The organism is Lentibacter sp. XHP0401 (assembly GCF_025751535.1).
Lineage (GTDB): Bacteria > Pseudomonadota > Alphaproteobacteria > Rhodobacterales > Rhodobacteraceae > Lentibacter.
Window position 1 is genome coordinate 158856 of record NZ_JAOWLC010000008.1, and the last position, 26292, is coordinate 185147.

At 58.7% G+C, this 26292-nt stretch carries 25 protein-coding genes; 12 read left to right on the forward strand and 13 right to left on the reverse strand.

Annotation, left to right across the window (positions count from 1 at the left end; genetic code table 11):
* The first annotated feature begins 9 nt into the window (after positions 1-9).
* Genes sthA through OE750_RS11865 form a run of 4 tightly spaced genes read left to right on the forward strand, consistent with a single transcriptional unit; the run spans position 10 to position 3396 of the window.
* Positions 10-1428: a Si-specific NAD(P)(+) transhydrogenase gene (sthA, locus tag OE750_RS11850; protein ID WP_263764436.1), complete on the forward strand. Its 1419-nt coding sequence runs from the start codon at positions 10-12 to the stop codon at positions 1426-1428.
* On the forward strand, positions 1425-1868 hold the full coding sequence (locus OE750_RS11855; RefSeq protein ID WP_263764437.1) for a YaiI/YqxD family protein: 444 nt from the start codon (positions 1425-1427) through the stop codon (positions 1866-1868). Before sthA ends, OE750_RS11855 begins: the two co-directional genes overlap by 4 nt.
* Positions 1865-2485 carry an HAD-IA family hydrolase gene (locus OE750_RS11860; RefSeq protein WP_263764438.1) on the forward strand — a complete coding sequence of 207 codons (621 nt, stop codon included), beginning with the start codon at positions 1865-1867 and terminating at the stop codon, positions 2483-2485. The genes OE750_RS11855 and OE750_RS11860 overlap by 4 nt, the downstream gene beginning before the upstream one ends.
* Entirely contained in the window at positions 2482-3396 is a 915-nt protein-coding gene (locus OE750_RS11865; protein ID WP_263764439.1) for an ornithine cyclodeaminase family protein, read from the forward strand. The genes OE750_RS11860 and OE750_RS11865 overlap by 4 nt, the downstream gene beginning before the upstream one ends.
* A gap of 84 nt (positions 3397-3480) precedes the next feature.
* Here OE750_RS11865 and OE750_RS11870 read toward each other — a convergent pair whose 3' ends face one another.
* Together OE750_RS11870 and OE750_RS11875 are read right to left on the reverse strand one after the other, a co-directional pair.
* Positions 3481-4116 carry a hypothetical protein gene (locus tag OE750_RS11870; protein ID WP_263764440.1) on the reverse strand — a complete coding sequence of 212 codons (636 nt, stop codon included), beginning with the start codon at positions 4114-4116 and terminating at the stop codon, positions 3481-3483.
* Between the two features lie 9 nt (positions 4117-4125).
* On the reverse strand, positions 4126-5361 hold the full coding sequence (locus OE750_RS11875) for an MFS transporter (RefSeq protein ID WP_263764441.1): 1236 nt from the start codon (positions 5359-5361) through the stop codon (positions 4126-4128).
* Between the two features lie 269 nt (positions 5362-5630).
* Between OE750_RS11875 and zapE the strand changes: the two genes are divergently transcribed.
* Positions 5631-6692, forward strand: coding sequence for a cell division protein ZapE (gene zapE, locus OE750_RS11880; protein ID WP_263764442.1), 1062 nt, complete (start codon positions 5631-5633; stop codon positions 6690-6692).
* Positions 6693-6763: 71 nt separating this feature from the next.
* Here zapE and OE750_RS11885 read toward each other — a convergent pair whose 3' ends face one another.
* From OE750_RS11885 to OE750_RS11925, 9 genes are all read right to left on the reverse strand, one after another.
* The gene (locus tag OE750_RS11885) at positions 6764-7564 is read right to left on the reverse strand and encodes a LysM peptidoglycan-binding domain-containing protein (protein ID WP_263764443.1); all 801 of its coding nucleotides are present in this window, start codon (positions 7562-7564) and stop codon (positions 6764-6766) included.
* On the reverse strand, positions 7561-8193 hold the full coding sequence (locus tag OE750_RS11890; protein WP_263764444.1) for a rhodanese-like domain-containing protein: 633 nt from the start codon (positions 8191-8193) through the stop codon (positions 7561-7563). Before OE750_RS11890 ends, OE750_RS11885 begins: the two co-directional genes overlap by 4 nt.
* 198 nt (positions 8194-8391) lie before the next feature.
* The gene (locus OE750_RS11895; protein WP_263764445.1) at positions 8392-8808 is read right to left on the reverse strand and encodes a hypothetical protein; all 417 of its coding nucleotides are present in this window, start codon (positions 8806-8808) and stop codon (positions 8392-8394) included.
* 111 nt (positions 8809-8919) lie between these two features.
* Entirely contained in the window at positions 8920-10191 is a 1272-nt protein-coding gene (locus tag OE750_RS11900; protein WP_263764446.1) for a bifunctional folylpolyglutamate synthase/dihydrofolate synthase, read from the reverse strand.
* On the reverse strand, positions 10188-11126 hold the full coding sequence (gene accD / locus OE750_RS11905; protein WP_263764447.1) for an acetyl-CoA carboxylase, carboxyltransferase subunit beta: 939 nt from the start codon (positions 11124-11126) through the stop codon (positions 10188-10190). Before accD ends, OE750_RS11900 begins: the two co-directional genes overlap by 4 nt.
* A 63-nt stretch (positions 11127-11189) precedes the next feature.
* On the reverse strand, positions 11190-12098 hold the full coding sequence (locus OE750_RS11910; RefSeq protein WP_263764448.1) for a CPBP family intramembrane glutamic endopeptidase: 909 nt from the start codon (positions 12096-12098) through the stop codon (positions 11190-11192).
* A 3-nt stretch (positions 12099-12101) separates the two neighbouring features.
* Positions 12102-12989 (reverse strand): CPBP family intramembrane glutamic endopeptidase, encoded by an 888-nt coding sequence (locus tag OE750_RS11915; protein ID WP_263764450.1) that lies wholly within the window; start codon positions 12987-12989, stop codon positions 12102-12104.
* 137 nt (positions 12990-13126) lie between these two features.
* Entirely contained in the window at positions 13127-13933 is an 807-nt protein-coding gene (blaOXA, locus tag OE750_RS11920; RefSeq protein WP_412176226.1) for a class D beta-lactamase, read from the reverse strand.
* A 13-nt stretch (positions 13934-13946) separates the two neighbouring features.
* Positions 13947-14777, reverse strand: a complete 831-nt coding sequence (locus tag OE750_RS11925; RefSeq protein ID WP_263764452.1) for a prephenate dehydratase — start codon at positions 14775-14777, stop codon at positions 13947-13949.
* Between the two features lie 122 nt (positions 14778-14899).
* Between OE750_RS11925 and OE750_RS11930 the strand changes: the two genes are divergently transcribed.
* The 5 genes from OE750_RS11930 to OE750_RS11950 all read left to right on the forward strand — a co-directional run bounded on the left by OE750_RS11930 (position 14900) and on the right by OE750_RS11950 (position 21359).
* Positions 14900-15427 carry a c-type cytochrome gene (locus tag OE750_RS11930; RefSeq protein ID WP_263764453.1) on the forward strand — a complete coding sequence of 176 codons (528 nt, stop codon included), beginning with the start codon at positions 14900-14902 and terminating at the stop codon, positions 15425-15427.
* 185 nt (positions 15428-15612) lie between these two features.
* A complete protein-coding gene (locus tag OE750_RS11935; protein ID WP_263764454.1) occupies positions 15613-17553 on the forward strand; it encodes an extracellular solute-binding protein in 1941 nt (646 codons plus the stop codon).
* A 4-nt stretch (positions 17554-17557) separates the two neighbouring features.
* Positions 17558-18640 carry a microcin C ABC transporter permease YejB gene (locus tag OE750_RS11940; RefSeq protein ID WP_263764455.1) on the forward strand — a complete coding sequence of 361 codons (1083 nt, stop codon included), beginning with the start codon at positions 17558-17560 and terminating at the stop codon, positions 18638-18640.
* Between the two features lie 8 nt (positions 18641-18648).
* A complete protein-coding gene (locus tag OE750_RS11945) occupies positions 18649-19755 on the forward strand; it encodes an ABC transporter permease (RefSeq protein ID WP_263764491.1) in 1107 nt (368 codons plus the stop codon).
* Positions 19752-21359, forward strand: a complete 1608-nt coding sequence (locus OE750_RS11950; protein WP_263764456.1) for an ABC transporter ATP-binding protein — start codon at positions 19752-19754, stop codon at positions 21357-21359. The genes OE750_RS11945 and OE750_RS11950 overlap by 4 nt, the downstream gene beginning before the upstream one ends.
* Before the next feature lie 12 nt (positions 21360-21371).
* Here OE750_RS11950 and hemN read toward each other — a convergent pair whose 3' ends face one another.
* The gene (gene hemN, locus OE750_RS11955) at positions 21372-22727 is read right to left on the reverse strand and encodes an oxygen-independent coproporphyrinogen III oxidase (RefSeq protein WP_263764457.1); all 1356 of its coding nucleotides are present in this window, start codon (positions 22725-22727) and stop codon (positions 21372-21374) included.
* Positions 22728-22793: 66 nt separating this feature from the next.
* Between hemN and fnrL the strand changes: the two genes are divergently transcribed.
* Positions 22794-23537 carry a transcriptional regulator FnrL gene (gene fnrL, locus OE750_RS11960; RefSeq protein ID WP_263764458.1) on the forward strand — a complete coding sequence of 248 codons (744 nt, stop codon included), beginning with the start codon at positions 22794-22796 and terminating at the stop codon, positions 23535-23537.
* A gap of 109 nt (positions 23538-23646) precedes the next feature.
* Here fnrL and OE750_RS11965 read toward each other — a convergent pair whose 3' ends face one another.
* The gene (locus OE750_RS11965) at positions 23647-24486 is read right to left on the reverse strand and encodes a universal stress protein (RefSeq protein WP_263764459.1); all 840 of its coding nucleotides are present in this window, start codon (positions 24484-24486) and stop codon (positions 23647-23649) included.
* A 196-nt stretch (positions 24487-24682) separates the two neighbouring features.
* Here OE750_RS11965 and ccoN point away from each other — a divergent pair, with 196 nt between their 5' ends.
* On the forward strand, positions 24683-26287 hold the full coding sequence (gene ccoN, locus OE750_RS11970; RefSeq protein ID WP_263764460.1) for a cytochrome-c oxidase, cbb3-type subunit I: 1605 nt from the start codon (positions 24683-24685) through the stop codon (positions 26285-26287).
* Positions 26288-26292 lie beyond the last annotated feature (5 nt).

The window sequence follows — 26292 nt, forward strand, 5'->3', positions numbered from 1 at the left end:
GGACTTTTCATGGCGCATTATGACCTGATCATCATCGGCTCCGGCCCTGCGGGGCGGGCGGCGGCCATTCAGGCGGGCAAGCTCAAGCGCCGCGTTCTCGTTGTGGACCGCAAGGACCGTTTGGGCGGCGTTTCTGTGCACACCGGCACGATCCCCTCGAAGACTTTGCGCGAAACGGTGCTGAACCTTTCGGGCTGGCGCGAGCGCAGCTTTTATGGCCGTTCTTACCGTGTGAAAGACGATATCGACGCGGGCGACCTTAAGGCGCGCCTGCATATGACGCTGGATCACGAGGTGGATGTGCTGGAGCATCAGTTCAACCGCAACCATGTGGATACGCTTTTGGGCATGGCGAAGTTTGTCGGGCCAAACGAGATCGAGGTGGCCACCGAGGCGGGTGACACCTCGCGCATGACGGGTGACAAATTTCTGATCGCGACGGGCACAAAGACCTACCGCCCCGATTATGTGCCGTTCAATGGCCGCACGATTGTGGACAGTGACGAGTTCCTCGAGATGGCCGAGATTCCCCGCTCGCTTGTTGTTGTCGGGGCCGGGGTGATCGGGGTTGAGTATGCCACGATGTTCTCAGCGCTTGATGTCACGGTCACGCTCATTGAGCCGCGCGACAGCTTCCTTGATTTCATCGACACGGCGCTCATTCAGGATTTCACTCACCAGATCAAGGAAAACGGCGTGGACCTGCGCCTTGGTTCGGCTATTTCCAAGATCGAGGATGCGGAAACCCATGTGGAAGTGAGCCTTGAGAACGGCCGCCATGTGCGCGCCGATATGCTGCTGTTTGCGGCGGGGCGTATGGGTGCAACAGAGAAGCTGGGGCTTGAGGCTGTTGGCCTGGAAACAGACCACCGCGGGCGGCTTGAAGTGGACCGCAAGGGCTATCAGACCAAAGTGAAGCATATCTATGCAGCGGGTGATGTGATCGGGCACCCTTCGCTGGCGTCGACCTCTTTGCAGCAGGGACGTGTGGCAGCCTGCCATGCGCTTGAAACGCCGACTTTGCCTGAGAGTCCGTGGTTTCCTTACGGGATATATTCTGTCCCCGAGATCAGCACCTGCGGCATGTCGGAAGAAGAGATGCAGGAGCGCGAGATTCCTTACGAGATCGGCGTTGCGCGCTTTCGCGAGACATCGCGGGGGCATATCATGGGGCTGGAGCACGGTATGCTGAAAATGCTGGTGAGCCTCAAGACGCGGCGTGTTCTTGGGGTGCAGATTGTGGGCGAGGGGGCGACCGAGCTCATTCACATCGCGCAGGCGGTTCTCAATCTGAAAGGGACTGTGGATTACTTCGTGAAGAACACGTTTAACTACCCGACTTTGGCGGAGGCCTACAAAATAGCAGGGCTTGATGCGTTCAACCGGATGCCCATTCCCGAAGAGTTCAAGGTGAAGAAGAAAACGTGATTTATGTTGATGCCGATGCCTGCCCTGTGAAGGCAGAAGTGGAGCGCGTGGCGACGCGCCACAAGGTCATGGCTGTGATGGTGAGCAATGGCGGGCTGCGCCCCTCGGCCAACCCCTATGTGAGCCACGAGATTGTCCCGGACGGGCCTGACATTGCCGATATGTGGATTGCCGAGCGTGCGGGCAAAGGCGATGTGGTGATCACCTCCGACATTCCCTTGGCGGCGAAATGTGTGGAGGCGGGGGCGCAGGTGCTTAAGCATAATGGCGAGGCTCTTACAGCGGCGAATATCGGCAATGTGCTGGCCACCCGCGACCTTATGTATGATTTGCGCGCGGCGGACCCGTTTCGGCAGGGCGGAGGCAAGGCGTTTTCCAAAACCGACCGCTCGCGCTTTCTTGAGGCATTGGAACGCGAGTTGCGAAAGGCTGCAAAATGAGTGTTGAGGCTGTGATTTTTGACATCGGCAATGTGCTGATCGAATGGAAGCCCGAGCGCTATTATACCAAGCGCCTGGGCCAAGCGCGGCAAGAAGCCTTTTTTGCCGGTTATGATTTGCACGGGTTGATGAATGATATCGACGCAGGCGCGCCCTTTGGCGAGAGCATTGCGGAGGCGGCCGGGAAGCACCCCGAGTTTGCCGAAGAACTGCTGATCTTGCGTGATGAATGGCTGTTGATTGCCAGCACTGTGATGCACCGCTCTGTGCGGCTGTTGCGGGCCTTGAAGGCGGCGGGTGTGCCTGTTTTTGCGCTGTCAAACTTCGGCTCCGAGAACTTCCGCTGGAGTGCTGAGGCTCATCCCTTTTTGCAGGAGTTCGACCGCGCTTACATCTCGGGGGATATGAACATGCGCAAGCCCTTCGCCGACATTTACGCCGCCGTCGAAGCCGATTGCGGGATAGCCCCGGAGCGGCTTTTGTTTGGCGATGACCGCGATGACAACCTTGCCACGGCGCGCGCGCGCGGCTGGCAGACCCATCGCGTTGACAGTGAGGAAAGCTGGGCGCAAGCTCTGGTGTCACACGGATTGCTAAGCGAGGAGGCTGCGAGATGAGCATTGAGATGGTCCCGTTTCACGAGGGAGAGAAGCTGCTTGATTGGGTCGGGCTCACGCAGGCTTTCGAGGCGGGGCACAAGCTGCCCAAGGCGGAGATCGGCGATACCTTTCTCTACCGCGGCAAAGACACGCTTTTGAGCCGCGCGGCCTGGATTGACGGCATGGGGATTGCCGTGAAATCGGCGACGATTTTTCCGAATAATCCGCAAGCTGGCAAGCCTGTCGTGGGTGGTGGGGTGAGCCTTTACTCAGATGCCGATGGCAGCCTTGAAGCAATTGTTGATTTTCACCTTGTGACAAAGTGGAAGACAGCGGGAGACTCGCTGCTTGGTGCGCTGAAACTTGCGCGCAAGGACAGCCGCAAGATTCTGATCATCGGAGCCGGCACGGTCGGGCGCTCTCTGCGGCAGGCTTATGGCGCGGGCTTCCCCGAAGCGGAGTTTACCGTCTGGAATCGCACGCGCGCCAATGCCGAGAAGATGGCGGCGGAGTATCCCGGCATGAAGGTGGCTGATAGCCTTGAAGCTGCTGTGAAAGAGGCGGATATCATCACATCAGCCACAATGGTGACCGAGCCAAACCTTATGGGCGCATGGCTTCAGGACGGGCAACACGTTGATTTGATTGGCGCTTACCGCCCCGATATGCGCGAGGCCAATGACGAAGCGCTGACACGATCAAGCATTTTTGTGGACAGCTTCAACACCACAGTTGGCCACATTGGCGAGATCGAAATTCCGTTGCAAACGGGGGTGATCAGCCGCGAGGATATCCTTGCAGACTACTATAGCGCCGAGAAAATGCAGCGGACATCAGACAGCGAAATCACCCTGTTCAAGAACGGTGGCGGTGCTCATCTAGATCTTATGACAAGCCGCTATATCCTCGAGGCTTGGCGCCGACGCTAGGTCTTTCTTATTGCTCTAAGTATCCTGGGGGTCTGGGGGCAAAGCCCCCAGCCGGTCGAATTTAGCGAAGCGAAATTCGAAGCCTCAGCTGCCGGACTTCCTGAGTCTGCGTGCCTTTTCATAGGCTGCTTTTGATTTGGCCGCCGAGCGGTATTGGCCAGCATCGGCGCGCATGTGAAGCCCGCCGAGCATGCTGCACCCCCAGTATGCGTTGGCATCGCAAGACGCTTTATAGGTGCGGTATTGGCAGGGTATGCTGCGCGACTTTGCGGGCGGCTCTTTGATCCATGTGCCGTTCTTTGATGTGGCGGCTGCGTTTGTGCAGCCGTTTGCATTGCCCTGCTGGCAGGAGGCCAGAAACAGCGTGTAGGTGAAGTCGGAATAGTTGGCGCGGCGGCTGTTGTCGGTGCGTGATTTCTCGAAGGCATGAGCAAGCCCGAAGCAAGCGTTTCCATCCCCTGAAATACAGGCTTTATAGCACTTGTCGGGGTTCTTTCCGCATTCTGTCATGCCGTTTGCATAGCGGCCCTTGCGGGGGAAAACATCGGCGGGGCATGTGGCCAGTGCCTTCGCATGCACGGGAGAATTGAGCACATTGCGGATCGCCGCCCGATACTGGTAGGGCGCTTTTGCGATGGCATCAGTCACCGGATCGGCCTCTGCCGGACCAATGCTGCTGAGTGAAAGCGTAAGCGCAAGACTGAGAAAAAATCTAAGCATAATAATCTCTTAAGCAGGTGCGGTCAGTGGCTTTTCACGCACGGGCAAATGAACAATGGCGGAGAACAGCCCTACGCCAACGCCGAACCACCAGACCGCTGTATAGCTTCCGTAAATATCATACATCCGCCCGCCGAGCCAGACGCCGAGGAAGCTGCCGAGCTGGTGGGAAAAGAAGACGATGCCATAGAGCGTGCCCATGTAGCGCAGCCCGTAGATATGGGCGATGAGGCCCGAGGTAAGCGGCACGGTGGCAAGCCAGAGAGAGCCCATGAGAACCGAGAACAGCAGGACGGTCCCGGGGGTCATCGGGGTGAGGATAAAACCCGCAGCAACGAAGGTACGCGCGAGGTAGATCGAGGCCAGCAGATATTTCTTGGAGTAGCGCTTGCCGAGGTAGCCTGCGGTGAGTGTTCCGCCGATGTTTGCAAGGCCGATGAGGGAGATGGCGATGGCTCCCAAAGCCGAGGTTGAGGTGACGCCGATGTTGGAGAGCAGGGAGCCGGACACGATGGGGCTGCACATCTCGGTTACAAAGGCGGGGAAGTGCGCCGTGACGAAGGCAAGTTGATAGCCGCAGGAGAAAAACCCTAAGAAAATCAAAGTGAAAGACGGGTCGCGCGCGGCGCGTTTGAGGATAGTTCCCATACTTTCTTCAAGCTCTTGCTTGGTGGCCGCCACGGGCGCGCGCATGAAGGGCAAAAGCAGGATGAGCGCCAGCACGGAGGCGGCGAAGACGAGGAAGACATCCTGCCATGACATGAAGCCCAAAAGATACTCGGCAACAGGCGCGCCGAGGATCTGGCCGCCGCTGGCCGCTGCCGTGACAATGGCCAGTGACATGGAGCGGTTTTCATCCGAGCTTGCCCGCCCGACGACCGCGAGAATAACGCCGAAGCCTGTGCCCGCTACGCCGAATCCGACAAGGATTTCATAGAGTTGGTGCTCCAGTGGGCTGACAGCGAAAGACGAGAGGACAAGCCCCGCCGCATAGATGAGTGCGCCGATGATGACGGCCTTTCTATCGCCTATTTTCTCCGCAATAGCGCCGAAAAACGGCTGGCCGATACCCCATGCGAGATTCTGTATAGCGACGGCCAGAGAGAACTCGGCGCGGGGCCAGTTGAACTCTGTGGCGATGGGAATCTGGAAGACCCCGAAGCTTGCCCGAATGGCAAAGGACACAAGGATAATCAGGCAACCCGTGAGCAACACGGGGGTGAAAAGAGAGGCTTGTTTTTGCATGGGTGACTCCTGCTCGCAGGATAGATTGGCGGGGCATCGCGAGAAGGTCAATTATTCATTTGTTAACCTTGATTAAGAACCGCGATTTGCGCTGCTTCCAGGGGGGTGAAACCCGTGCACAACCCGTGCACCCTGCGTGCACCGCCTGTTTGTTAATTTTCGTTAAGGGAATTCGGTAAACGCGGCGTTCGGTGGGGGCGGTTATGGCGGGTTTGCCACGCCCTGCGGGGGATTGCGCCTTGGGGGGGAATGGCTTTAGGAAGTGTCCCATGACGCGCGATATACTCAAAGCTTATGCGGCCCGTGTGGCTGATGGAACACTGCGGGCGGATGCGGCTCAGGAGGCAGTCTTGCCCGAGCTTGAGCGCATTCGACGCGAGCTGGCGGAGCCTGTGAAGAGCGGCTGGTTTGCCAAGAAGCCCGCGCCGATCAAAGGGCTTTATATGTGGGGCGGTGTCGGGCGCGGGAAGTCGATGTTGATGGACCTGTTTGTCGAGTGTCTCGATGTGCCTGTGCGGCGGGTGCATTTTCATGCGTTCATGCAGGAAATCCACAAGGGTATGCATGAGGCGCGGCAGGACAATGTGGCCGATGCGCTTGCGCCCGTGGCGGCGAAGGTGATCAAGGAGGTGCGCTGCCTTGCGTTTGACGAGATGCAGATCACCGATATTACCGATGCGATGATTGTCGGGCGCTTGTTTGAGGCGCTGTTCGAGGCGGGTGTTGTTGTGGTGACCACATCCAACCGTGTGCCGGATGATCTTTATAAGAACGGGCTGAACCGCCAGCTTTTTGTGCCGTTTATCGAGCTGATCACAGAGCGGCTCGTGGTGCATGAGCTGGTGAGTGCGACGGATTACCGCCAAGACAGGCTTGCGGGGGAAGAAACGTATTTTGCCCCTGCGAATGAGGCCTCGCGCGCGGCGATTGCTGCGATCTGGGCGGATATGGGCGGGGCGGATGCCAAGCCTTTGCGCCTGAGCGTGAACAAGCGCGAGGTTGTTTTGCCTGCCTTCCAGAACGGGGTCGGGCGAGCGCGGTTTCATGACCTCTGCGGCAAGATGCTCGGGCCTGCGGATTATCTTGCCATTGCCGAGGCGGTGCGGGTTTTGATTTTGGAAGATATCCCGCGCCTGTCGCGCAACAACTTTAACGAAGCCAAGCGCTTTGTGACGCTGGTTGATGCTTTGTATGAGGCCAAGGTGCGCTTGATTGCCAGCGCGGCGGCGGAGCCCGAGATGCTGTATGTTGAAGGTGAGGGAACCTTCGAGTTCGAGCGCACGGCGAGCCGCTTGCGCGAGATGCAGGCGGACGGCTGGGGCGAGGACTAGGCGTTAGAAAAGAAAAGGGGGCCGTTGGTTCGGCCCCTCAATTCCCCCTGCCCGAAACTGGTGTGTTTGCCTTATCCTGATGTGATCTCTGGGATGCTCAGCCGCTGGCCCGCGCGGACGCGGTCGGGGCTGGACAGAACCTGACGGTTTGCGTCGTAGATGGAACGGTAAAAGAGTGCATCGCCGTAGAAGCGGTGCGCGATGGCACCGAGGCTGTCGCCGGGTTGCACGGTGTAGAAATTGTATTTCCTGGTTTCGCCCGCCCGCTGGACCACGCGCACTTCGACGCCTTTTGCGTTTGTGTCGGTGACATGGCCGGTCGTGGCGGGGCTGGATTTGGAGACAAGATCGGCAAGCAGGGTGTGTGTATCAACGCGGCCCTGATTGGTGCGCAGGGCCTCCGGCACGTCGATCCGGCCTGTGGAGGCGGCCTCGTTGACGAGTGCGTCGATGTAGGCATCGGACTGGCCCTGCCGGAGCGCCTGAACGACGAGTTGCTCCATAGAGCGGGGCGCATCTGACACGGAGGCATTGCCCGAGAGGCTGGCGAGCACACCCGAGGTGAGGCTGCGCAGGGGATCATCGCTTGCGGCGGCGGGTGGCGGCGCATTGCTTGCGAGGCTTGCGAGCACTGTTGCGGACAGCGGGTCGGTTGGCTCTGCCTCGGTGAGGCCGAGAAGGCTTGTGTCGCCGCGGGCGACTGTATTTTCATCATTGCTATCGGGCAGGCTTGCGGACATGTCCGGCTGCGGCGCAGGTTTTGGCGCAGAGGGTTGCAGCAGGATCAGCGCAAGGGTGACTGTGAAAAAGGCCGCGCCGATACCCGTCATGCGAACAAGATTGGGGTTGAGGGTGGCGAGGTCGAATTTCATGAGGTGGGTTGCTTTACGGTGAGGCCGAGAAGCATCCAGACTTGCATGCCGCCGCGGTAATATTTGATTTTTTCGGCTGGGTAGCCTGCGCTGCGCAGGGAGCGGATGGCGCGGGGAGCCTGATCGGACCACGGGCCGTTGCTGAAGAGCAGAAGGTCTTTCGCCACTGAAAAATCCCATGCGCCGCCGCTTTGCCGGGCGCCGAGGGCCTTGAGGATTTCATCGCGGAAGGGGTTTGTTTCATCGAGCGTGGCGAAGGGGACGTTGACCGCGCCGGGAATTGTTCCTTTGACGAACCATTCGGGCATACGGCTGTCAAGCAGCAGGCTTGTGCCTGCTGCAACAGCGTTTTCCAGATAGGCGACCACTTCAAGCTCGCCGACTGTTTCGACGCCTGCGGAAACAGTCATCGGAGTGATGCAGAACGGTGGACAGGCGCGGGAGGTTTTTGTGAACTCGCCTGTGAGCTGGTGATCTGGGTCTTGAATGCGCTCGATCCGGAGTTCTTCACCATTGCCGAGAGTGATCGATTTTGACGCGATTTCAGGTGTGATACGCGCATCTTGTGCGACTGTGGCGACCGGTGCGCAGAGCAAACCAGCGGCAATAAGGCCAAAATGGCGTTTCATAACTATCCCCCGAGATCCTTGCGCGCCTTATATGGCTTGGGCGCGCTTAGACTGCTGACACAATATATAGGCGAATCGGAGCGAATCGGTCAATAAGCTGTGATTCGTTTTTCTGCGATTCACGGGGGGCATTGGGCTAAGCCTTTGGAAGTGAGTCGCATTTTTTTGGCGCGGGGCGGGAAAGCGGGGCGGAAAGCCTTAATATAAAGCCGCTTCGGCCCGCAGTCTGGCTGTATAGGGGTCATTTTCCAAGCTTGTCGCCGCAACAGAACGCTGCACCAGATGATAGAGCAGGCTGCCTTCGGCGCCTTCAAGGGTATTGCGGCCTGTGGCGCGATCAAGGTTGCCAAGGGTGGCAAATGTAAGTGTTTGCAGATCGTTCGAGGGAGCGGCGGCAACGGGCGCGGCAAAGGCGGGGGCCTGAGCGCTTTCGGCGAGAGCCCGGGCGACGAGAGCATCAATCGGGGCGCTTTCCACTGTGTCGAGCAGGTTTACTGTGTCGCGGGTTGTGACATCGGGGCTGCGCGTTTGCGGCTCGTCCAGTGAGGGCTGAAGCAGCACCAAGGCGAGTGTGACTGTGAGAAAGGCGGCGAGAACTGTGTAAATACGAACCATTGTGAAACCTGACACCCGTTTGGGCTTCAGCTATCAGCCCCGCGGGCGGCGGGTCAATATACTGCGGAGCAAAAGGGGTAGAATTGCACTTGGAAACAGGATGTTAGAGGCTCATTCGTGTTCGCGCAGGATGTAGCCTGCGAGATAGAGCGAGCCGCAGATGAGGATGCGTGCGTTTGGCTCGCTGGCCGTGATCCTGTTCAGCGCGGCTATGACGCTTTCGGCGGCTTCGGCCTGTATGCCTGCGTCTGTCGCGGCTTGGGCCGTGACTTCGGCGGGCAGCGTGCTGGCTTCTCCCGGGATTGAAACGGCGTGCAGCGCATTGATATGCGGCACAACGGGGGCGAGGTAGCCCGCGATGTCTTTGGTATTGAGCATACCGCAGATCATATAGGTGGGGCGCTTGGGCAGGCGGGTGAGCGTTTCGGCCAGGGTTGCACCGCAGGCGGCATTGTGGCCGCCATCGAGCCAGAGCTCGGCATCTGGCGCGGCATTGAGCAGCGGGCCACGGGCGAGTTTTTGCATCCGTGCGGGCCATTTGGCTTGGGTGACAGCGGCTTCATAAGAGGCTTCGGGCAGGCCGAGGTGACGCAGGGCCGCAAGGGCTGCGCCTGCGTTCTGGAACTGGTGTGCGCCCATAAGCGCGGGCGGGGGCAGGTCAAGCAGGCCTGTTTCATCTTGGTAAACGAGGCGGCCGCGCTCCTCGGAAACGTGCCAGTGCTGGCCTTGTGCGAGAAGCGGCGCGCCAAGCTTTGCGGCGCGGGCCTCGATCACTTCGGCGGCGTCTTCGGTCTGGGCTGACATGACGAGCGGCACGCCGCGTTTGATGATGCCTGCTTTTTCCCCCGCGATTTCGGCGACAGTTTCGCCAAGGAATTGCGGGTGATCATAGGACACAGGTGTGATGATGGTGAGTGCGGGGCGTGCGACAACATTGGTGGCGTCGAGCCGCCCGCCAAGGCCGACTTCAAGCAGGGTATAATCGGCAGGGGTGCGCGACATGGCGAGGATGCCCGCGCAGGTCGTGATTTCGAAATAGGTGATCGGCGCGCCTTTGTTGGCGGCGAGGCATTCATCGAGCACCTCGGTGAGGTGGGGCTCGGATATCAACTCGCCCGCAAGGCGGATACGCTCGTGAAAGCGGGCAAGATGCGGCGAGGTATAGGCGTGTGCGGTGAGGCCTGCGCCCTCGATGCCTGCGCGCAGCATGGCTTGCGTGCTGCCTTTTCCGTTGGTCCCTGCGATGTGGATCACGGGGGGGAGGCTGTCTTGCGGGTTGCCCAAAGCGTCGAGCAGCTTCCACATACGGTCAAGCGTCAGGTCGATGATCTTGGGGTGAAGCGCCATCATCCTTTCAAGGATGATATCTGATCCACCGCTCATTTTTTGGCGTCTGCTTTTTGGGCAGGGGCCTCGGGTTTTTCGGGCTCCAGCGCCTCGGGCGCGGGCAAATCCCCAGCGACGGGCGGCGGCATGGCCATGAGCATTCGGATGATTTTGACCAGCTCCTCGCGCATTTCGGTGCGCGGTGTCACGCGGTCGAGCATACCGTGATCAAGCAGATATTCGGCGCGCTGGAAGCCTTCGGGGAGTTGCTCGCCGATGGTTTGCTGGATAACGCGGGGGCCGGCGAAGCAGATGAGTGCGTTTGGCTCGGCGATCTGGACATCGCCCAGCATGGCGTAGGATGCGGTGACGCCGCCAGTTGTCGGATGGGTGAGCACGACGATATAGGGCAGGTTCGCTTCTTTGAGCATTTGCACGGCGACTGTGGTGCGCGGCATTTGCATGAGCGAGAGAATCCCCTCTTGCATCCGCGCGCCGCCGGCGGCGGAGAAGAGCACGAGCGGGCGCTTGAGCTTTACCGCACGTTCGGCGGCAGCGATGATTGCGTTGCCGACATACATGCCCATGGAGCCGCCCATGAATGAAAAGTCCTGCGCCGCGGCGACGATGGGCGTGCGGCCCATTTCGCCTTCGGCCACAAGCATGGCCTCTTTTTCGCCCGTGGCTTTCTGGGCTGCTTTCATGCGGTCGGGGTATTTTTTCTGATCGCGGAATTTGAGCGGATCTTCGATGGGCTGCGGGACGCTGACCTCGGTGAAGATGCCGCCGTCAAAGAGCGCTGTGAAGCGGTCACGCGGGGAAATGGCCATGTGGTGGCCACAGGAGGTGCAAACGTTGAGATTGTTGGCGAGTTCGCGGTGAAACAGCATCGTGCCGCATGCGTCGCATTTGCTCCAGAGGTTCTCGGGCGTGTCGCGGCGCGAGAAGATCGAGTTGATGCGCGGGCGGACGTAGTTTGTGATCCAGTTCATAAGAGAGCCTTTGCCGTTTCGCTTGTCTGAGTGTCAGATAATCAGGACGGGCGGGAAATGCAATCAGCGCTTGAGGCCGATGCGGGCTGTGAGCCACATGACAAGCAGGATGCCAAGTTCGAGCGCAAGGGGCCAGCTGAAGAGTGAGGGTTCGCCCGTATCAAAGGCGGCCCCCATTGTTTCGGGGGCAAAGAGAAAGAGCGCAAAGCCCGACGAGGGGCCATCGGTCTCGCCATAGAGCAGGAAGGCGAAGGCGTTGTTGGCCAGATGTAGGGCGAGGGCGGGGCCAAGTGTGCCGGAGCGGGCCGTGAGATCGGAGGCGCAGAGGCCGAAGAAAAACGCCCAGATCACATATTGTGCGCTGGCCGTGCCGCCTGCACCGGTATCCCAATGGGCAAGGCCGAAGGCGAGGTTTGTGAGGATGAGCCAGCTTGCGGGGTGTTTGAACACGGTGGCGAGCTGCTGCTGCAGGTAGCCGCGATAGAGCAGCTCTTCGGCTCCGATCTGCACGAAAATGGCCAGCAGAGCGGGCGGCAGGAGCATGAGCCAGACCGGCAGGCTGCGCGTGCTGTCGAGGGCTTCGCTGCTCCACCACGGGGGGACCAGCTCGAGCGCGAGCAAGAGCAGCATGAGCGGCACGAAAACGGCGAGAAATTGCCGCCATGTCAGCCCGAGCGGGCCGATAAGCGTGAGCGGGGAGCGATGGTGCAGGAACCGTGTGACCAGCATGACCGGTGCGGCGAGGATGATGAAGGACAGGAGTTGTGCTGCAAGGCCGAGCGGGGTTGCGCCCGTGTAAAAGGCATCGGCCCAGGCGGGGGGCACGGCCTGAAAGGCCTCGTCGAGCAGATCGTAGCCGAGCATATAGCCAAACTCGATGATGCCGAAGCCGAAGGCCGCCAGCATGAGACCGCTGCGCTTGAAAGCCGGCGAGATGAAAGCGCGGTGTGCCGTATAGGGAGAATGCTGCATTGCCTAGCGCCTCATGGAGAGCCGTGCGGCGAGCCATGCGCAGAGCAGGATCATGATATCATAAGGCAGCCAGACCGGCAGCAAGGCCGGATCGGACAGCTCGAACGGGTAGGTATAGAGCGCGAGGCCATGGAGCCTGTCGCCCGGTGCAACATAAAGAATTGAGTCCAAGTTGAAAAAAAGGTGCAAGGCGATGGCGGCGGCCAGCGTCCCTGAGCGGGCGGTCAGATCGGCGGCGACAAGGCCGAAGAGCGCAGCACTGAAGGCAAGTGCCCAAGCGTTCTGGCCTGCGGAGGCTGGGTCATAATGGAGCGCGCCAAAGACGAGTGAGGGAAGCACCAGCCAGATCAGCGGGCTCTTGAACCGTGCGGCAAGCTGGCTCTGGATATAGCCCCGGAAGAGAAGCTCCTCGGAGGTGACCTGCACCAGAAGCAGAGGCAGCGAGAGCGGCAGAAGCGCCAGCCAGCGCAGATAATCAATGTTGTGGAACGGCTTGAGTATTTTGGGCTCGGGGAGGAACCACAAGATAGCCGCAAGCCCGCCAAGCGCCGTTGCGACACGCAGAAACTGCATGGTGAAGGGGCGGCCATAGCCAAAGAGCGTGGCGAGAGTGCGCCCGTGGAGAACATTGGTCACGAAGGCCAGCGCAATGATGATGAATCCGAAGGAGGCCAGAACGGCGAGCATGCCACGGCTGCTGGAGCCATTGTCTATCTCGGAGACGAGCGCGGGCCAGTCCTGGGGTGTGACCAGCTCTGCGATCAGGGTGAAGTAGGTATACCCGAGTGCGAGATAGCAGACCGCAACAAGCACCAGCCCCAAGGCAAAGCGCCAAAGCTCGCCGCTTTTGCGGGCGTGAGCGGTGAGATATTCCTGAGCCTGATAACGCATTTGTGAGGCTTTACCCGCAAACAGGCGTTGCGCATAGCCTTACCCTGCAGGCGCGGCTGTTTTTTGCGCAAATGTGGCGATCGGGCGTGAGCAGCGTTTTTGCACAAACTGTCAGGGGGGGCTTTGCGTAGGGCTTCTTACGGGCGCGCCAGTGATTTGGCGAGGGCGGGCCAATCGCGCAGGAAAGCTTCGCGTGTGAGGTTTCCGGGGGAGCCTGTTGTGCGCTGGCTTGCTTGGGTGAGTTTGACGAAAACCAGCGTTCTGTTGCCCTTGGTGGCCCATCCGACATACCAGCCCCAACCGCGGGCATACTCAAAGCTGCGGTCGGCGCGGCGGGGGTAGGCGGCGCCTGTTTTGCCGTGGATTGTCCAGCCCGCGACTTGCTCCCGCGCGACGATGTTGCGGGTGAGCTTCATCGCCTGCGAAGTAACGGGCAGGGCATCGAGAGCCAGCGCACGCAGGAAGGCGGCTTGCTCGTGCGGCGAGATTTTGAGCGACGAGGCGATCCATGCACGCTCTAGCCCGTTGTTATAACCGGTATCGCCCGAGAAATCGGCGTTACCATAGCCGAAGGCCTGTGCGTAGCGGGTGAGGGTTTTGGCCCCCATTCGGGCGGTGATGCGCTGGGAATACCAGAGCACCGAGAAGCGCATCCAGCTTGCGGGGCCGGTATCGCGCGTCCAGTTGGCTCCGCCCCAGTCGGGATCACCTGTCCGGAAGGCCATGACGGGGGTGCTCGCGTCTTTCAGGAGGCCTGCATCATAGGCCATGACCGCGAGCGGGATCTTGAAGGTGGAGGCGGGTGTCACCCGCGAGGTGCAATCGCCCTCTTCAAGCAGTATTTCATCTGAGGCGGCATCCAGCAGGAGGGTGCAGACGTTTTTTGCCTGCCCCTGTGAGGCTGTTGTGAGGGTGAGGGCGAAAGCGAGTATGAAGGCGCGCAATGGGAGGCCTGCCTCAGCGCTCGCGATCAGCCGGATAAACGCCAATCACCCGCACGTAGGATGTGAAATAATCCAGTTCTTCCAGCGCCAGTTTGACATTGGCATCGTCGGGATGGCCGTCGATATCGGCATAGAACCGCGTGGCTGTGAAGGAGCCGTCGACCATGTAGCTTTCGAGCTTGGTCATGTTCACCCCGTTGGTGGCGAAACCGCCCATGGCTTTGTAGAGCGCGGCCGGGATGTTGCGGACCTCGAACACAAAGGTTGTCATCATACCGAGTTTGCCGCGGCGGGAATGATCGGCCTCGCGGCCCATGATCACAAAGCGGGTGGTGTTGTGGCCGTGATCTTCGATATCGCTGGCAAGCACGTTGAGACCGTGAATTTCGGCGGCCAGCTCGGAGGCGAGCACGCCTTCATCCTGCGCGCCGGAGGCGGCAAGCTCGGCAGCCGCACCCGCGCTGTCGGCGGCGGAGATGCCCGAAATGTTGTGAGCTTTGAGGAATGTGGCGGACTGGGGCAACAGCACGGGATGCGCGCGCACGCTTTTGACCGCTTCAAGCGGCACACCTGCATTGGCCATGAGCGCAATACGCACCCGCACGAAGGCTTCATCGACGATGAACAGCCCGCAATCGGGGATCAGGCGGTGATTATCGGCAACGCGGCCATAGGTTGTGTTCTCGACCGGGAGCATGGCGAGATCGGCTTTGTCTGATTTCACCGCCTCTATCACGTCTTCAAAGGAGGCGCAGGGCACGGGCATAGCCTGAGGGCGGGCTGTGGTGCAGGCTTCGTGGCTATAGGCGCCAAGCTCGCCTTGAAATGCGATCCTCTGGGTCATTTTTTAACCTTTTTTGTGCTTCCCCGCATGATCGGGGCATTTAGCCGCGCAAACTACACCTTGCGTAAAGGGAGTGGAAGCGGATAGATAACCGCCAAAAGCTACCAAACGGAATCTGACACATGTTTGATACGATGACATTTACAAAAACTCTCGGCGCATTCTGCGGCGCGCTGCTGCTTTTCCTTTTCGCCAAGTGGGGCGCTGACTCGCTTTACGCTGTTGGCGGCGGACATGGCGCGCATGGTGAAGAACATGTTGCCGGCTATGTTATTGAAGTGGAAGACAGCGGCGAAGCCGAGGTTGAGGAAGAAGGCCCCGACTTTGCAACACTTATGGCGTCGGCTGATGTTGCCTCTGGCGCAAAAGTTTTCAAAAAATGCGCGGCTTGCCACAAGGTTGAAGAAGGCGCGAACGCAACAGGCCCATATCTTTACGGTGTTGTTGGCCGTCCGATTGATGCGGTTGAGGGCTTTGGCTACTCCGAAGCACTGCTTCAGGTGGGCGACACATGGACGCCCGAGGCGCTGTTTACTTTCCTTGAAAGCCCACGCAAGGCTGCGCCCGGAACAAGCATGAGCTTTGCTGGCCTGAAAAAAGAAACAGATCGTGTTGATCTGATTGCTTATCTTGACAGCCTCGACGACTGATCGGGACATTCGATTTTGACACAGAGCCGCCAGTGTTTCACGCACTGGCGGTTTTGTTTTGGGCGGGTTCCAGAAGCGCCTTGTCGCGCTGTTCACGAATTCTCAACTTGAATGTCTGAGGGCTTGGAAACTAGGGTGTGCTAATTATAAATAAGCTCGGAAGTTTTGTCGGGCAGGAGGCGATGATGACCATGAAACAGGCCAGGACACAGGCTAGAACGGCGGCGCGCGCGAAGGTTTTGCCCGATTGGCGCCCCCTCCTGCTTGTGAGTTTTGTTATTCTCGCGGCCTCGGCCTTTGCGGCGCGCGCACAAGACGAAATCATCAAGAGCCACGGCTATTCCTATTTTGGCGAGCTGAGCTACCCTGCGGATTACACGCATTTCAACTACGTGAACCCCGAGGCTCCCAAAGGCGGGGAAATTTCCATTGCGGTGGCGGGCACGTTTGATTCGATGAACCCCTACACCCGAAAGGGCCGGGCTGCGGCGCTTGCGACAGTTGGATATGAATCGCTTTTGGGCAGCGTTCTGGCGGGCTCGGGCGCTTTGCCTGCGGATGTGGACGGGGAGTATTACGGGCTGCTTGCACATACGATTGAATACCCCAAAGACAAGTCCTGGGTGACGTTCCACATGCGGCCCGAGGCGAAGTTCTCAGATGGCACGCCTGTGACGGCGCATGACATTGCGTTTAGCCACAACCTTTTGCTGGATCAGGGGCTGAAATCTTATGCCGATGCGGTGCGCAAGCGGATTCCGAAGGTTGAGGTTATCGACGACCACACCATCAAGTTCTATTTTGCCGACGGCATTTCACGCCGCTCGCTGATTGACCAGGTGGGGTTTGTGCCTGCGTGGTCAAAGAAATGGTATGAAGAGAGCGGCGCACGGCTTGACGAGAGCCGCCTTGAGGTTTCGCCCGGCTCGGGGCCTTATGTGATCGACGCTGTCGATGTGAACCGCTCGGTGACTTACAAGCGCAACCCCGACTACTGGGGCGCGGACCTGCCAATCAACAAGGGGCGGCACAACTTTGACACCATCCGCATCGAGTATTTTGCCGATGCTACGGCGGCTTTCGAGGCGTTCAAGGCGGGTGAAGTGACTTACCGTAGCGAGAGCGACCCGAAGCGCTGGGCCACGTCTTATGACTTTCCTGCTGTGAGCAGCGGTTATGTGAAGCTGGAAGAAATCCCCGACGGGATGCCGCCTGCGAACACAGGGATCATCATGAACCTGAGCCGTGAGGTGCTTTCCGACAAGCGCGTGCGGGATGCTGTGGCACTTGGTTTTAACTTCGAGTGGACCAATGCTTCGCTGCTTTATGGGCTGCAAAGCCAGCAGCATTCTTTCAGCACAGGCACAAAATATGAGGCCAAAGGCGTGCCGGAAGCCGCTGAGCTTGCGCTGTTGCAGGGGCTGGCGGCGCAGCCGGATGCCGACGTTTTAAGCACCGAGCCGCGTGTGCCGCACAGCTCGCAGAAAGAGCGCCTGAACGACCGCCGCAATTTGCGCAAGGCAATGAAGCTGCTTGACGAAGCGGGCTGGGCTGTTGGCAGTGACGGCAAGCGCAGGAATGCGGGTGGCGATTTGCTTACGCTCAACTTTTTGTTCAACTCGTCGGACACGCCGACCAACAAGGCATTGGCGGAGAACTTTGTGAGCAACCTACAGGTGATGGGGGTTGATGCGAAGTTTGAATCGGTTGACCCCTCACAATATACGCTGCGTGAGCGCGACCATGATTATGACCTTGTGCTGGATGGCTACCCTGCCTTGTTTGGTGTGGGCACGGGGTTGCAACAGCGCTTTGGCTCGGAAGCGGCGGCACTTTTGTTTAACCCGGCCTCGCTGGCAAGCCCTGTTGTGGACGAGATCATCGAGAAGGCTCTTTTGAGCGAGACACAGGAAGAAGAAGACATGATGCTGAGCGCGCTTGACCGTGTGTTGCGCCACGAGTTTTTCCTTATCCCGACAGGCTATGTGGCCGATCACTGGGTTGCCTATTGGGACCAATACGGACGGCCTGAAACCATCCCGCCGTTTGCTTTGGGCACACTTGATTTCTGGTGGTTTGATGCGGAGAAGGCAGCCAATCTGAAAGAGCAGGGGGCGTTGAGGTAACCGCATGGGAGCCTATATCCTGCGGCGCTTGCTGCTGATCATCCCCACCCTTTTCGGCATTATGCTGATCAACTTTGCGCTCACCCAGTTTGTTCCGGGGGGGCCTGTTGAGCAGGCGATTGCCCGCGCGCAGGGCGAAGGCAATGTCTTTGGCAGCTTTGCGGGGCAGGACGGCTCGGAGAGCACGCTTGGTAGCGGCACGAGCGAGTATGTGGGCGCGCGGGGGTTGCCGGAGGAGTTTATCAAGGAGCTTGAGCGAGAGTTCGGCTTTGACAAGCCGCCTGTCGAGCGGTTTTTCCTGATGCTCGGCAATTACATGCGCTTTGATTTTGGCGAGAGCTATTTCCGCTCCGCGACTGTGATTGACCTGATCAAGGAGAAGCTGCCTGTTTCGATCACGCTTGGGCTTTGGTCAACTTTGATTGCTTATATGATCTCGATTCCGCTGGGCATCCGCAAGGCTGTGAAGGATGGAACACCCTTTGACACATGGACCAGCGGCGCGATTATTGCGGGCTATGCTATCCCCGGGTTCTTGTTTGCGATTTTGCTGCTGACGCTGTTTGCCGGTGGCTCTTACTGGCAGGTTTTCCCGCTGCGGGGGCTCACGGGCGACAACTTCGAGAGCCTGAGCGCTTGGGGCAAGGTGAAGGATTATGCGTGGCACATTACGCTGCCTGTGCTGGCCTCCTCCATTGCGGGGTTTGCCACGCTGACGCTTTTGACCAAGAACAGCTTTCTGGACGAGATGAAAAAGCAATATGTGATGACGGCACGGGCCAAGGGGTTGTCCGAGCGGGCCGTGCTTTATGGCCACGTCTTTCGCAACGCGATGCTGATTGTGATTGCGGGGTTTCCCGCCGTGTTTATCGGGGTTTTCTTTGGCGCCTCACTGATCATCGAGACTATTTTCTCGCTTGATGGGCTGGGGCGGCTCGGCTTTGAGGCGGCTGTGGCGCGGGATTATCCTATCGTCTTTGGCACGCTCTTCATTTTCGGGCTGATCAGCCTTGTTGTCGGCATCATATCGGACCTCATGTATGTGTTTGTCGATCCGCGGATTGACTTCGAGCGGAGGGAAGGCTGATGGCTTTGATGACACTCTCCCCGATCAATGCGCGGCGCTGGCGCAACTTCAAGGCCAACAGGCGCGCGTTCTGGAGCATGTGGATATTCGGCGTTTTGTTCGTGCTGAGCCTGTTTGCCGAGTTTCTGGCTTATGACAAACCCATATTGGTGAACTATCGGGGGGCATATTACACCCCGATCTGGAAGTTTTACCCCGAGACGGAATTTGGCGGAGATTTTCAAACCGAGGCTGTTTACCGTGACCCCGAGGTGCGCTGCCTCATTGCCTCTGGCGGCCTGGATGCCTGCTTTGATGACCCCGCGGGCATTGTTGAGGAGATCGCGGCCGGCACATTTGCGGCGGAGGGCTTTCAGAAGGGCTGGGCGCTTTGGCCGCTCATTCCTTATTCATACGACACGGCTGTGGAGCGGCCCGGCGCGGCCCCGCTGCCGCCCAACGGGGAGAACTGGCTTGGCACGGACGCCACCAAGCGCGATGTGATGGCGCGGGTCATTCACGGCTTCCGACTTTCCATCCTGTTTACCTTTATTGTCACGGGGCTCGCCTCGATCATCGGGATCGCGGCGGGGGCGGTGCAGGGGTATTTTGGCGGCTGGCTTGACCTTGTGTTCCAGCGGATCATCGAGATCTGGACCTCGACGCCTCAGCTTTATGTGATCATTATTATGTTTGCCATTCTGGGGCGAAGTTTCTGGCTGCTTGTGTTCCTCATGGTGCTGTTTGGCTGGATGTCGCTTGTGGGCGTGGTGCGCGCCGAGTTTTTGCGCGCGCGCAACCTTGAATATGTGCGCGCGGCCAAGGCGCTTGGCGTGAGCAACGGCGTGATCATGTTCCGCCATATGCTGCCCAATGCGATGGTGGCGACGCTCACCATGTTGCCGTTTATCGTGACGGGAACGATCTCTTCGCTCGCGGCGCTGGATTATCTCGGCTTTGGCCTGCCTTCGAGCGCGCCGAGCCTTGGGGAGCTGACGCTGCAAGCCAAGCAGAACCTTGAAGCGCCGTGGCTGGCCTTTACCGCGTTTTTCACCTTTGCAGTGATGCTCTCGCTGCTTGTGTTTATCTTCGAGGGTGTGCGCGATGCCTTTGACCCGAGAAAGACTTTCCGATGAGCTTGCTGAACGTAAAAGGCCTCAATGTGACCTTCCGGCAGGACGGCAAGGCCAACCATGCAGTGAAGGATGTGTCCTTTAGTGTGGACCGTGGCGAGACTGTTGCGCTTGTGGGTGAGAGCGGCTCCGGTAAATCGGTGAGCGCACTTTGCACTGTGGCTTTGCTGGGCGATAGCGCCGAGGTGAGCGGCTCGGTGACCTATGACGGGCAGGAGATGATCGGGGCCAGCGACAAAGTGTTGCGCCGTGTGCGGGGCAACGACATCAGCTTCATTTTTCAGGAGCCGATGACCTCGCTCAACCCGCTTCACACGATTGAAAAGCAGCTTGGCGAGAGCCTTGCGCTGCATCAGGGTGTGGGCCGTGCCGAGGCGCGCGAGCAGATTTTGGAGCTCTTGGAAAAGGTCGGTATCCGAAACGCGGCCGAGCGGCTGAGTGCCTATCCTCACGAGCTTTCAGGCGGCCAACGCCAGCGCGTGATGATTGCGATGGCTTTGGCCAACAAGCCCGACATTCTGATTGCCGACGAGCCGACCACGGCGCTTGATGTGACCATTCAGGCGCAGATTCTGGAGTTGCTCAACGAGCTGAAGGCCACCGAAAACATGGGCCTGTTGTTTATCACCCATGATCTTGGCGTGGTGCAGCGCTTTGCCGACAAAGTCTGCGTGATGAAGAGCGGCGAGATTGTGGAAACCGGGCCAGCGAAAGCGCTGTTTGACGCGCCGCAGCATGACTACACCAAGAAGCTCCTGGCAGCGCGTGCTGTTGGCGTGCCTGCGCCTGTGCCCGAAGGGGCAAAAGAGATTGTCAGCACAGACAAGCTGCGCGTCTGGTTCCCGATCAAGACGGGGCTGATGAAGCGGGTCACGGGCCATGTGAAGGCGGTGAACGAGGCGAGCATCTCTGTGCGGGCGGGCGAGACACTTGGTATTGTCGGCGAAAGCGGATCAGGCAAGACCACGCTGGCGCTGGGGATCATGCGGCTCATCGGCTCTGAGGGTGGCATCACCTATCAGGGCGAGGATGTGCGTAGCTGGAGCACCAAGAAGCTGCGCAGCCTGCGCCGCGAGATGCAGATTGTATTTCAAGACCCCTACGGCTCGCTCAGCCCACGGATGAGCTGTGCCGAGATCATTGCCGAGGGGCTGGGTGTGCATGGCAAGCCTGCAGGCAAGAGCGAGCGTGAGCTTGTTGCCGAGGTGATGGCAGAGGTCGGGCTGGACCCTGCCACGATGGACCGCTACCCCCACGAATTTTCAGGCGGGCAGCGTCAGCGGATCGCGATTGCGCGGGCGATGATTTTGCGGCCCAAGCTTGTTGTGCTTGATGAGCCGACAAGTGCCTTGGACATGACCGTGCAGGTCCAGATCGTTGATCTCTTGCGCGAACTGCAGCGCAAATACGGGTTGGCCTATCTGTTTATCAGCCACGACCTCAACGTGGTGCGCGCAATGAGCCACAAGATGATTGTGATGAAGCAAGGCGATATTGTGGAAGCGGGCGCGGCGAGCGATCTGTTTGAAAATCCGCAGACGGACTACGCCAGGACGCTGCTGACAGCCGCACTCGAACTGAAGGCAGGCGGCCCCGTTCACGACTAGCTTGCCAAGGCGTCAGATGGCCGAGCTGTGGCCTGCTTTGCTGAGATCATAAGCATCAAACCCGCGAGCGATAAGGCGTGTGAGCGGGCGCATATCTTCGGGAATGAAGAGACCGTCGGAATTGACCGTGAGGCCGTTATCAAAGCGCGCGTTGACCTCGGCAAGCATTGCGCCAAGTGTCGCGGCATCAATAGCATGATCGCGCAGGATTTCATCGGATTTGATGCGGAAATCGCACATGACCATCTCGATCAGGCGCCCGCGCAGCTTGTCATCGGCAGAGAAGGCATGACCACGGGACGTGGAGAAGCGGCCTTCCTCTATTTTCTTGGCGTGCGCCGAAGTGGCAGGGGCATTTTGCGCGTAGCCCTGCGGAAAACGCGAGATAGACGAGGCGCCAAGCCCGATGAGAGCCTCGCTTGTATCGTCGGTATAACCTTGGAAATTGCGGCGCAGTTTGCCGGCCTTGAGGGCGCGGGTGAGCCCGTCTTCGGGGCGGGCGAAATGGTCAATTCCGATTTCGGCGTAACCGTCCCAGACAAAAAGCTTGCGCGCGGCTTCAAAGAGTTCGAGGCGTTCTGCAGGTGTGGGCAGGGCATCGGAGGGGATAAGCTGCTGGCGCTTGGCCATCCACGGCACATGCGCGTAGCCATAAAGCGCCACACGGTCGGGCGAGAGCGCGAGCAGCTTTTGAACGCTTTCGGTGATGCGCTGCGGGGACTGGTGCGGCAGGCCGAAGAGAATATCGGCATTGAGGCTTTCCACCCCATGCGCGCGGATCATGTCGATCGCGTTGCGGGTGGATTCGTAGCTTTGGATGCGGCCGATGGTTTTCTGGATTTCATCGTCAAAATCCTGAACACCGATGGAGGCGCGGTTCATACCCGCGGCGGCGAGCGCATCAAGGCGTGTGCTGTCGATCTCGTTCGGGTCGATCTCGACAGAGAACTCGTAATTTGGTGCAAAGGGCGCAACGGCGGCGATCTCTTCGGCGAGTTCGCGCATCATATCGGCGTTGAGGAGTGTGGGTGTGCCACCGCCCCAGTGCAACCGCGCAAGAGTGACGCCACGGGGCAGGGTGCTTTTGAGGAGGGCCAGCTCGTGTTTGAGCACCTGAAGATAGGCGCGCACGGGCTCTTCCTTTTGCGTGCCCTGCGTGCGGCAGGCGCAAAACCAGCAGAGCCGGCGGCAAAACGGGACATGAATATAAAGCGAAATCTCGCTACCCTCGGGAATAACCGAGATCCACTTGGCGAACATGTCGCCCGTGATGGAAGGGGTGAACTGAGGTGACGTCGGGTAGCTCGTATAACGCGGCACCTTTGCGTCAAATAGCCCCAAGTCTGCGAGTTGAGTTTTTGTCATCATCCGATTAGGTTTATTTAGAGGATGTGGTATCGTCATTGATACAGATCAAACGCGCGAAGTGACCAAATGAAGAATTTTACAACCGACATGATGCGGGAGTGTGGCGATTGTCCGATTCGCCATAGGGCTGTTTGCGCGCGCTGTGAAAGCGATGAGCTCGAACGGCTTGAAGAAGTTAAGTATTACCGGACGTATGAGGCCGGCCAGACTGTTGTGTGGTCAGGTGATCGCATGGAATTTGTCGGCTCCGTTGTCAAAGGTGTCGCCTCGCTGACCCAGACAATGGAAGACGGGCGCACGCAGATGGTGGGCCTGTTGTTGCCGTCTGATTTTGTCGGCCGTCCCGGCCGTGATGCAGCGGCCTATGATGTGGTTGCGACGACCGATCTTGTGATGTGTTGTTTCCGAAAGAAACCTTTTGAAAACCTGATGCTTCAAACGCCGCACATCGCGCAGCGTCTGCTTGAAATGACATTGGATGAGCTCGACGCCGCGCGCGAGTGGATGCTGGTATTGGGGCGCAAGACCGCCCGCGAAAAAATCGCCAGCCTGCTGAGCATTATCGCGCGCCGTGATGCAACGCTCAATTTGCGTACCGGCGGTGGGCCACTGGAGTTTGATTTGCCGCTCACACGCGAGGCAATGGCCGACTACCTTGGTCTGACGCTGGAAACGGTCAGCCGTCAGATCAACGCTCTCAAACGTGATGGCGTCATCGATTTGACAGGCAAGCGCCATGTCATTGTGCCTGATTTTGACCGTCTTGCCGAAGAAGCCGGTGATGATTCTGATGGCGGGATGCCGAGCTGACCCGCTAAAAAGCCTGATTAGCCTTTTTCTTGCTCTAAATATCCCAGGGGGTGCGGGGGACTGGTCCCCCGCTTGGTCGGATTTCGCGCAGCGAAATTCGAGCCCTTTCTCAGTGTGCCATAAAGACAGGGAGCTTGGATTGCTCCAGCATGTAGCGTGTTGCGCCACCCAGAATGGCTTCGCGGAAGCGTGAATGGCCATAGGCGCCCATCACAACCAGATCCGCAGCAAGATCATCTGCGTGCCGCAAGAGCACATCGGAAATGCGCGGCATGGTTTTTGACAATACGTCGATTTCGGCGTGCACGTTGTGGCGCGCCAGCCAGACCGAGAGAAGACCGCCGGGATCGGAGCGATTTGGCCCGTGTTTGGGGGGATCAATCACCACCACATGCACTTTCTCGGCCTGTTTGAGCAGCGGCATGGCTGCGCGCACGGCGCCAAGTGCTTCGTCGCTTTCGTTCCAGCCAATGACGATTGTTTTGGGCGCTGTTATGGGCGCGCGCTTTTCGGGCACGACAAGCACAGGGACGCGGGCTTCAAAGAGGCAAGCCTCGACCAGCGCTTCCTGTTCCGGGCCACGATCATCGCCGTAGGGGGTTGGAAGCACGGCAATGTCGGCAAAGCGGGCGCGGGCGGCTGCGTGGCGGCCGATGTCGGGCAGTTGCGCCATGCCATGATCGCAACTCCAGCGCAGATCGGTTTTCCCGAGCTCGGCCTGCGCCATCTTTTCGAGGGTTTGCGCCTCTTCATTGGCTTTTTCGATCACTTCCTGAAGGACGAGAGCGTTTGCGCCCGCATAGTAGTAGCCCGTCTGGCTGCGGTCTACGCCGAGGCAGAGTGCATCGAGGTGGGCATCATTATTCTGGCTCAAAGCGCTCGCGTGCTCTAGAATCGGTTTTGCGAGGCTGGCTTGTGTGAGTGCTGTAAAGATCGTTTTGTAAGACATTCGTGCCTCCAAGGTTGATATTTCCAGACGAAACTAAACTGGAGCTTGCGTCCGCGCATTGAACCAGATCAAAAAGTTTGAGATGGGTTCTTGATGCAGATCAAAGCAAGAATCCGCCGTGCGGAACAAAAGCATGATAGTAAAATCCCTCTGATGCGCGAAGGAATCGTGCGCGGGGAAGACGAAGGGACGAAACATGGGTAATTATATAAAGCTGGTTGTGCTCGGGGTCATCGCGCTTTTTGCGTTGATCGCGACCAACTATGCGCGTGACCTGGCTTATATGGTCAACGCGTTGACGGTAGCGCTTGTGGCAGGTGGACTTTTCATCTGGACACTGCGCAATACGGGCGAGCCGACATCGAATGTCGATCTTTCCGGTGAATATATGGACGGCGTCGTGCGCGCCGGCGTGATTGCTACGGCGCTTTGGGGCGTTGTGGGCTTTCTTGTCGGGGTTGTGATTGCGTTCCAGTTGGCCTTTCCGGCGCTCAACTTTGATTGGGCGCAAGGCTATGCCAACTTCGGGCGCCTGCGGCCGCTGCACACCAGCGCGGTTATTTTTGCATTCGGCGGTAACGCTCTCATCGCGACATCGTTCTATGTTGTGCAACGCACAAGTGCGGCACGCCTTTGGGGCGGCAACCTTTCGTGGTTTGTTTTCGGCGGGTATCAGCTTTTCATCGTTTTGGCCGCGACAGGCTATCTGCTCGGCGCGACCCAATCGAAAGAATATGCGGAGCCTGAATGGTATGTAGACTGGTGGCTGACAATCATTTGGGTGGCTTACCTCGCTGTTTTCGTCGGCACGCTGGTGAAGCGTAAAGAACCACACATCTATGTTGCCAACTGGTTCTACCTTTCGTTTATCATCACGGTTGCGATGCTTCACATCGTCAACAACCTGAGTATTCCGGTCTCTGTTTTCGGCAGCAAGTCGGTTCAGTTGTTCTCGGGTGTGCAGGATGCGATGACGCAGTGGTGGTATGGTCACAACGCCGTGGGCTTTTTCCTTACTGCGGGCTTCCTCGGCATGATGTATTACTTCATTCCGAAGCAGGCTGAACGCCCTGTTTTCTCATACAAGCTGTCGATCATCCACTTCTGGGCGTTGATCTTCCTTTATATCTGGGCTGGTCCTCACCACCTTCACTACACGGCTTTGCCTGACTGGGCCTCTACGCTGGGTATGGTGTTCTCGATCGTGCTCTGGATGCCGTCATGGGGCGGTATGATCAACGGTCTGATGACGCTTTCGGGCGCATGGGACAAGCTGCGCACCGATCCGATCATCCGTATGATGGTTATTTCGGTGGGCTTTTACGGCATGTCCACATTCGAAGGTCCGATGATGTCGATCCGTGCTGTGAACTCGCTTTCACACTACACCGACTGGACAATCGGTCACGTGCACTCGGGTGCTTTGGGCTGGAACGGCATGATCACTTTTGGCGCGCTTTACTTCCTGGTGCCGAAGCTGTGGAACCGTGAGCGCCTCTATAGCCTGCGTCTTGTAAGCTGGCACTTCTGGCTCGCCACCATCGGCATCATCCTTTACGCGGCATCCATGTGGGTGACGGGTATTATGGAAGGCCTTATGTGGCGTGAAGTTGATGCAAACGGTTTCCTTGTGAACTCGTTCGCCGACACTGTCAGTGCCAAGTTTCCGATGTATGTGGTGCGTGGACTGGGTGGGGTTATGTTCCTCTCCGGTGCGATCATCATGTGCTACAACCTCTACATGACTGTTAGACGTTCGCCGGCTGTTGAAGCCACGAACGGCACAGTTCCAGCAGAATAAGGAGG

Coding starts and splice junctions, on each gene's coding strand:
- OE750_RS11890 (WP_263764444.1), bottom strand. CDS start 8,193: ATGAAACGCCATTTTGGCCTTATTGCCGCTGGTTTGCTCTGCGCACCG.
- OE750_RS11925 (WP_263764452.1), bottom strand. CDS start 14,777: ATGACCCAGAGGATCGCATTTCAAGGCGAGCTTGGCGCCTATAGCCAC.
- OE750_RS11860 (WP_263764438.1), top strand. CDS start 1,865: ATGAGTGTTGAGGCTGTGATTTTTGACATCGGCAATGTGCTGATCGAA.
- OE750_RS11940 (WP_263764455.1), top strand. CDS start 17,558: ATGGGAGCCTATATCCTGCGGCGCTTGCTGCTGATCATCCCCACCCTT.
- zapE (WP_263764442.1), top strand. CDS start 5,631: ATGACGCGCGATATACTCAAAGCTTATGCGGCCCGTGTGGCTGATGGA.
- hemN (WP_263764457.1), bottom strand. CDS start 22,727: ATGATGACAAAAACTCAACTCGCAGACTTGGGGCTATTTGACGCAAAG.
- OE750_RS11865 (WP_263764439.1), top strand. CDS start 2,482: ATGAGCATTGAGATGGTCCCGTTTCACGAGGGAGAGAAGCTGCTTGAT.
- OE750_RS11870 (WP_263764440.1), bottom strand. CDS start 4,116: ATGCTTAGATTTTTTCTCAGTCTTGCGCTTACGCTTTCACTCAGCAGC.
- OE750_RS11945 (WP_263764491.1), top strand. CDS start 18,649: ATGACACTCTCCCCGATCAATGCGCGGCGCTGGCGCAACTTCAAGGCC.
- OE750_RS11875 (WP_263764441.1), bottom strand. CDS start 5,361: ATGCAAAAACAAGCCTCTCTTTTCACCCCCGTGTTGCTCACGGGTTGC.
- accD (WP_263764447.1), bottom strand. CDS start 11,126: ATGAACTGGATCACAAACTACGTCCGCCCGCGCATCAACTCGATCTTC.
- OE750_RS11895 (WP_263764445.1), bottom strand. CDS start 8,808: ATGGTTCGTATTTACACAGTTCTCGCCGCCTTTCTCACAGTCACACTC.
- OE750_RS11965 (WP_263764459.1), bottom strand. CDS start 24,486: ATGTCTTACAAAACGATCTTTACAGCACTCACACAAGCCAGCCTCGCA.
- sthA (WP_263764436.1), top strand. CDS start 10: ATGGCGCATTATGACCTGATCATCATCGGCTCCGGCCCTGCGGGGCGG.
- OE750_RS11930 (WP_263764453.1), top strand. CDS start 14,900: ATGTTTGATACGATGACATTTACAAAAACTCTCGGCGCATTCTGCGGC.
- OE750_RS11900 (WP_263764446.1), bottom strand. CDS start 10,191: ATGAGCGGTGGATCAGATATCATCCTTGAAAGGATGATGGCGCTTCAC.
- OE750_RS11935 (WP_263764454.1), top strand. CDS start 15,613: ATGACCATGAAACAGGCCAGGACACAGGCTAGAACGGCGGCGCGCGCG.
- OE750_RS11950 (WP_263764456.1), top strand. CDS start 19,752: ATGAGCTTGCTGAACGTAAAAGGCCTCAATGTGACCTTCCGGCAGGAC.
- OE750_RS11885 (WP_263764443.1), bottom strand. CDS start 7,564: ATGAAATTCGACCTCGCCACCCTCAACCCCAATCTTGTTCGCATGACG.
- fnrL (WP_263764458.1), top strand. CDS start 22,794: ATGAAGAATTTTACAACCGACATGATGCGGGAGTGTGGCGATTGTCCG.
- OE750_RS11915 (WP_263764450.1), bottom strand. CDS start 12,989: ATGCGTTATCAGGCTCAGGAATATCTCACCGCTCACGCCCGCAAAAGC.
- OE750_RS11910 (WP_263764448.1), bottom strand. CDS start 12,098: ATGCAGCATTCTCCCTATACGGCACACCGCGCTTTCATCTCGCCGGCT.
- ccoN (WP_263764460.1), top strand. CDS start 24,683: ATGGGTAATTATATAAAGCTGGTTGTGCTCGGGGTCATCGCGCTTTTT.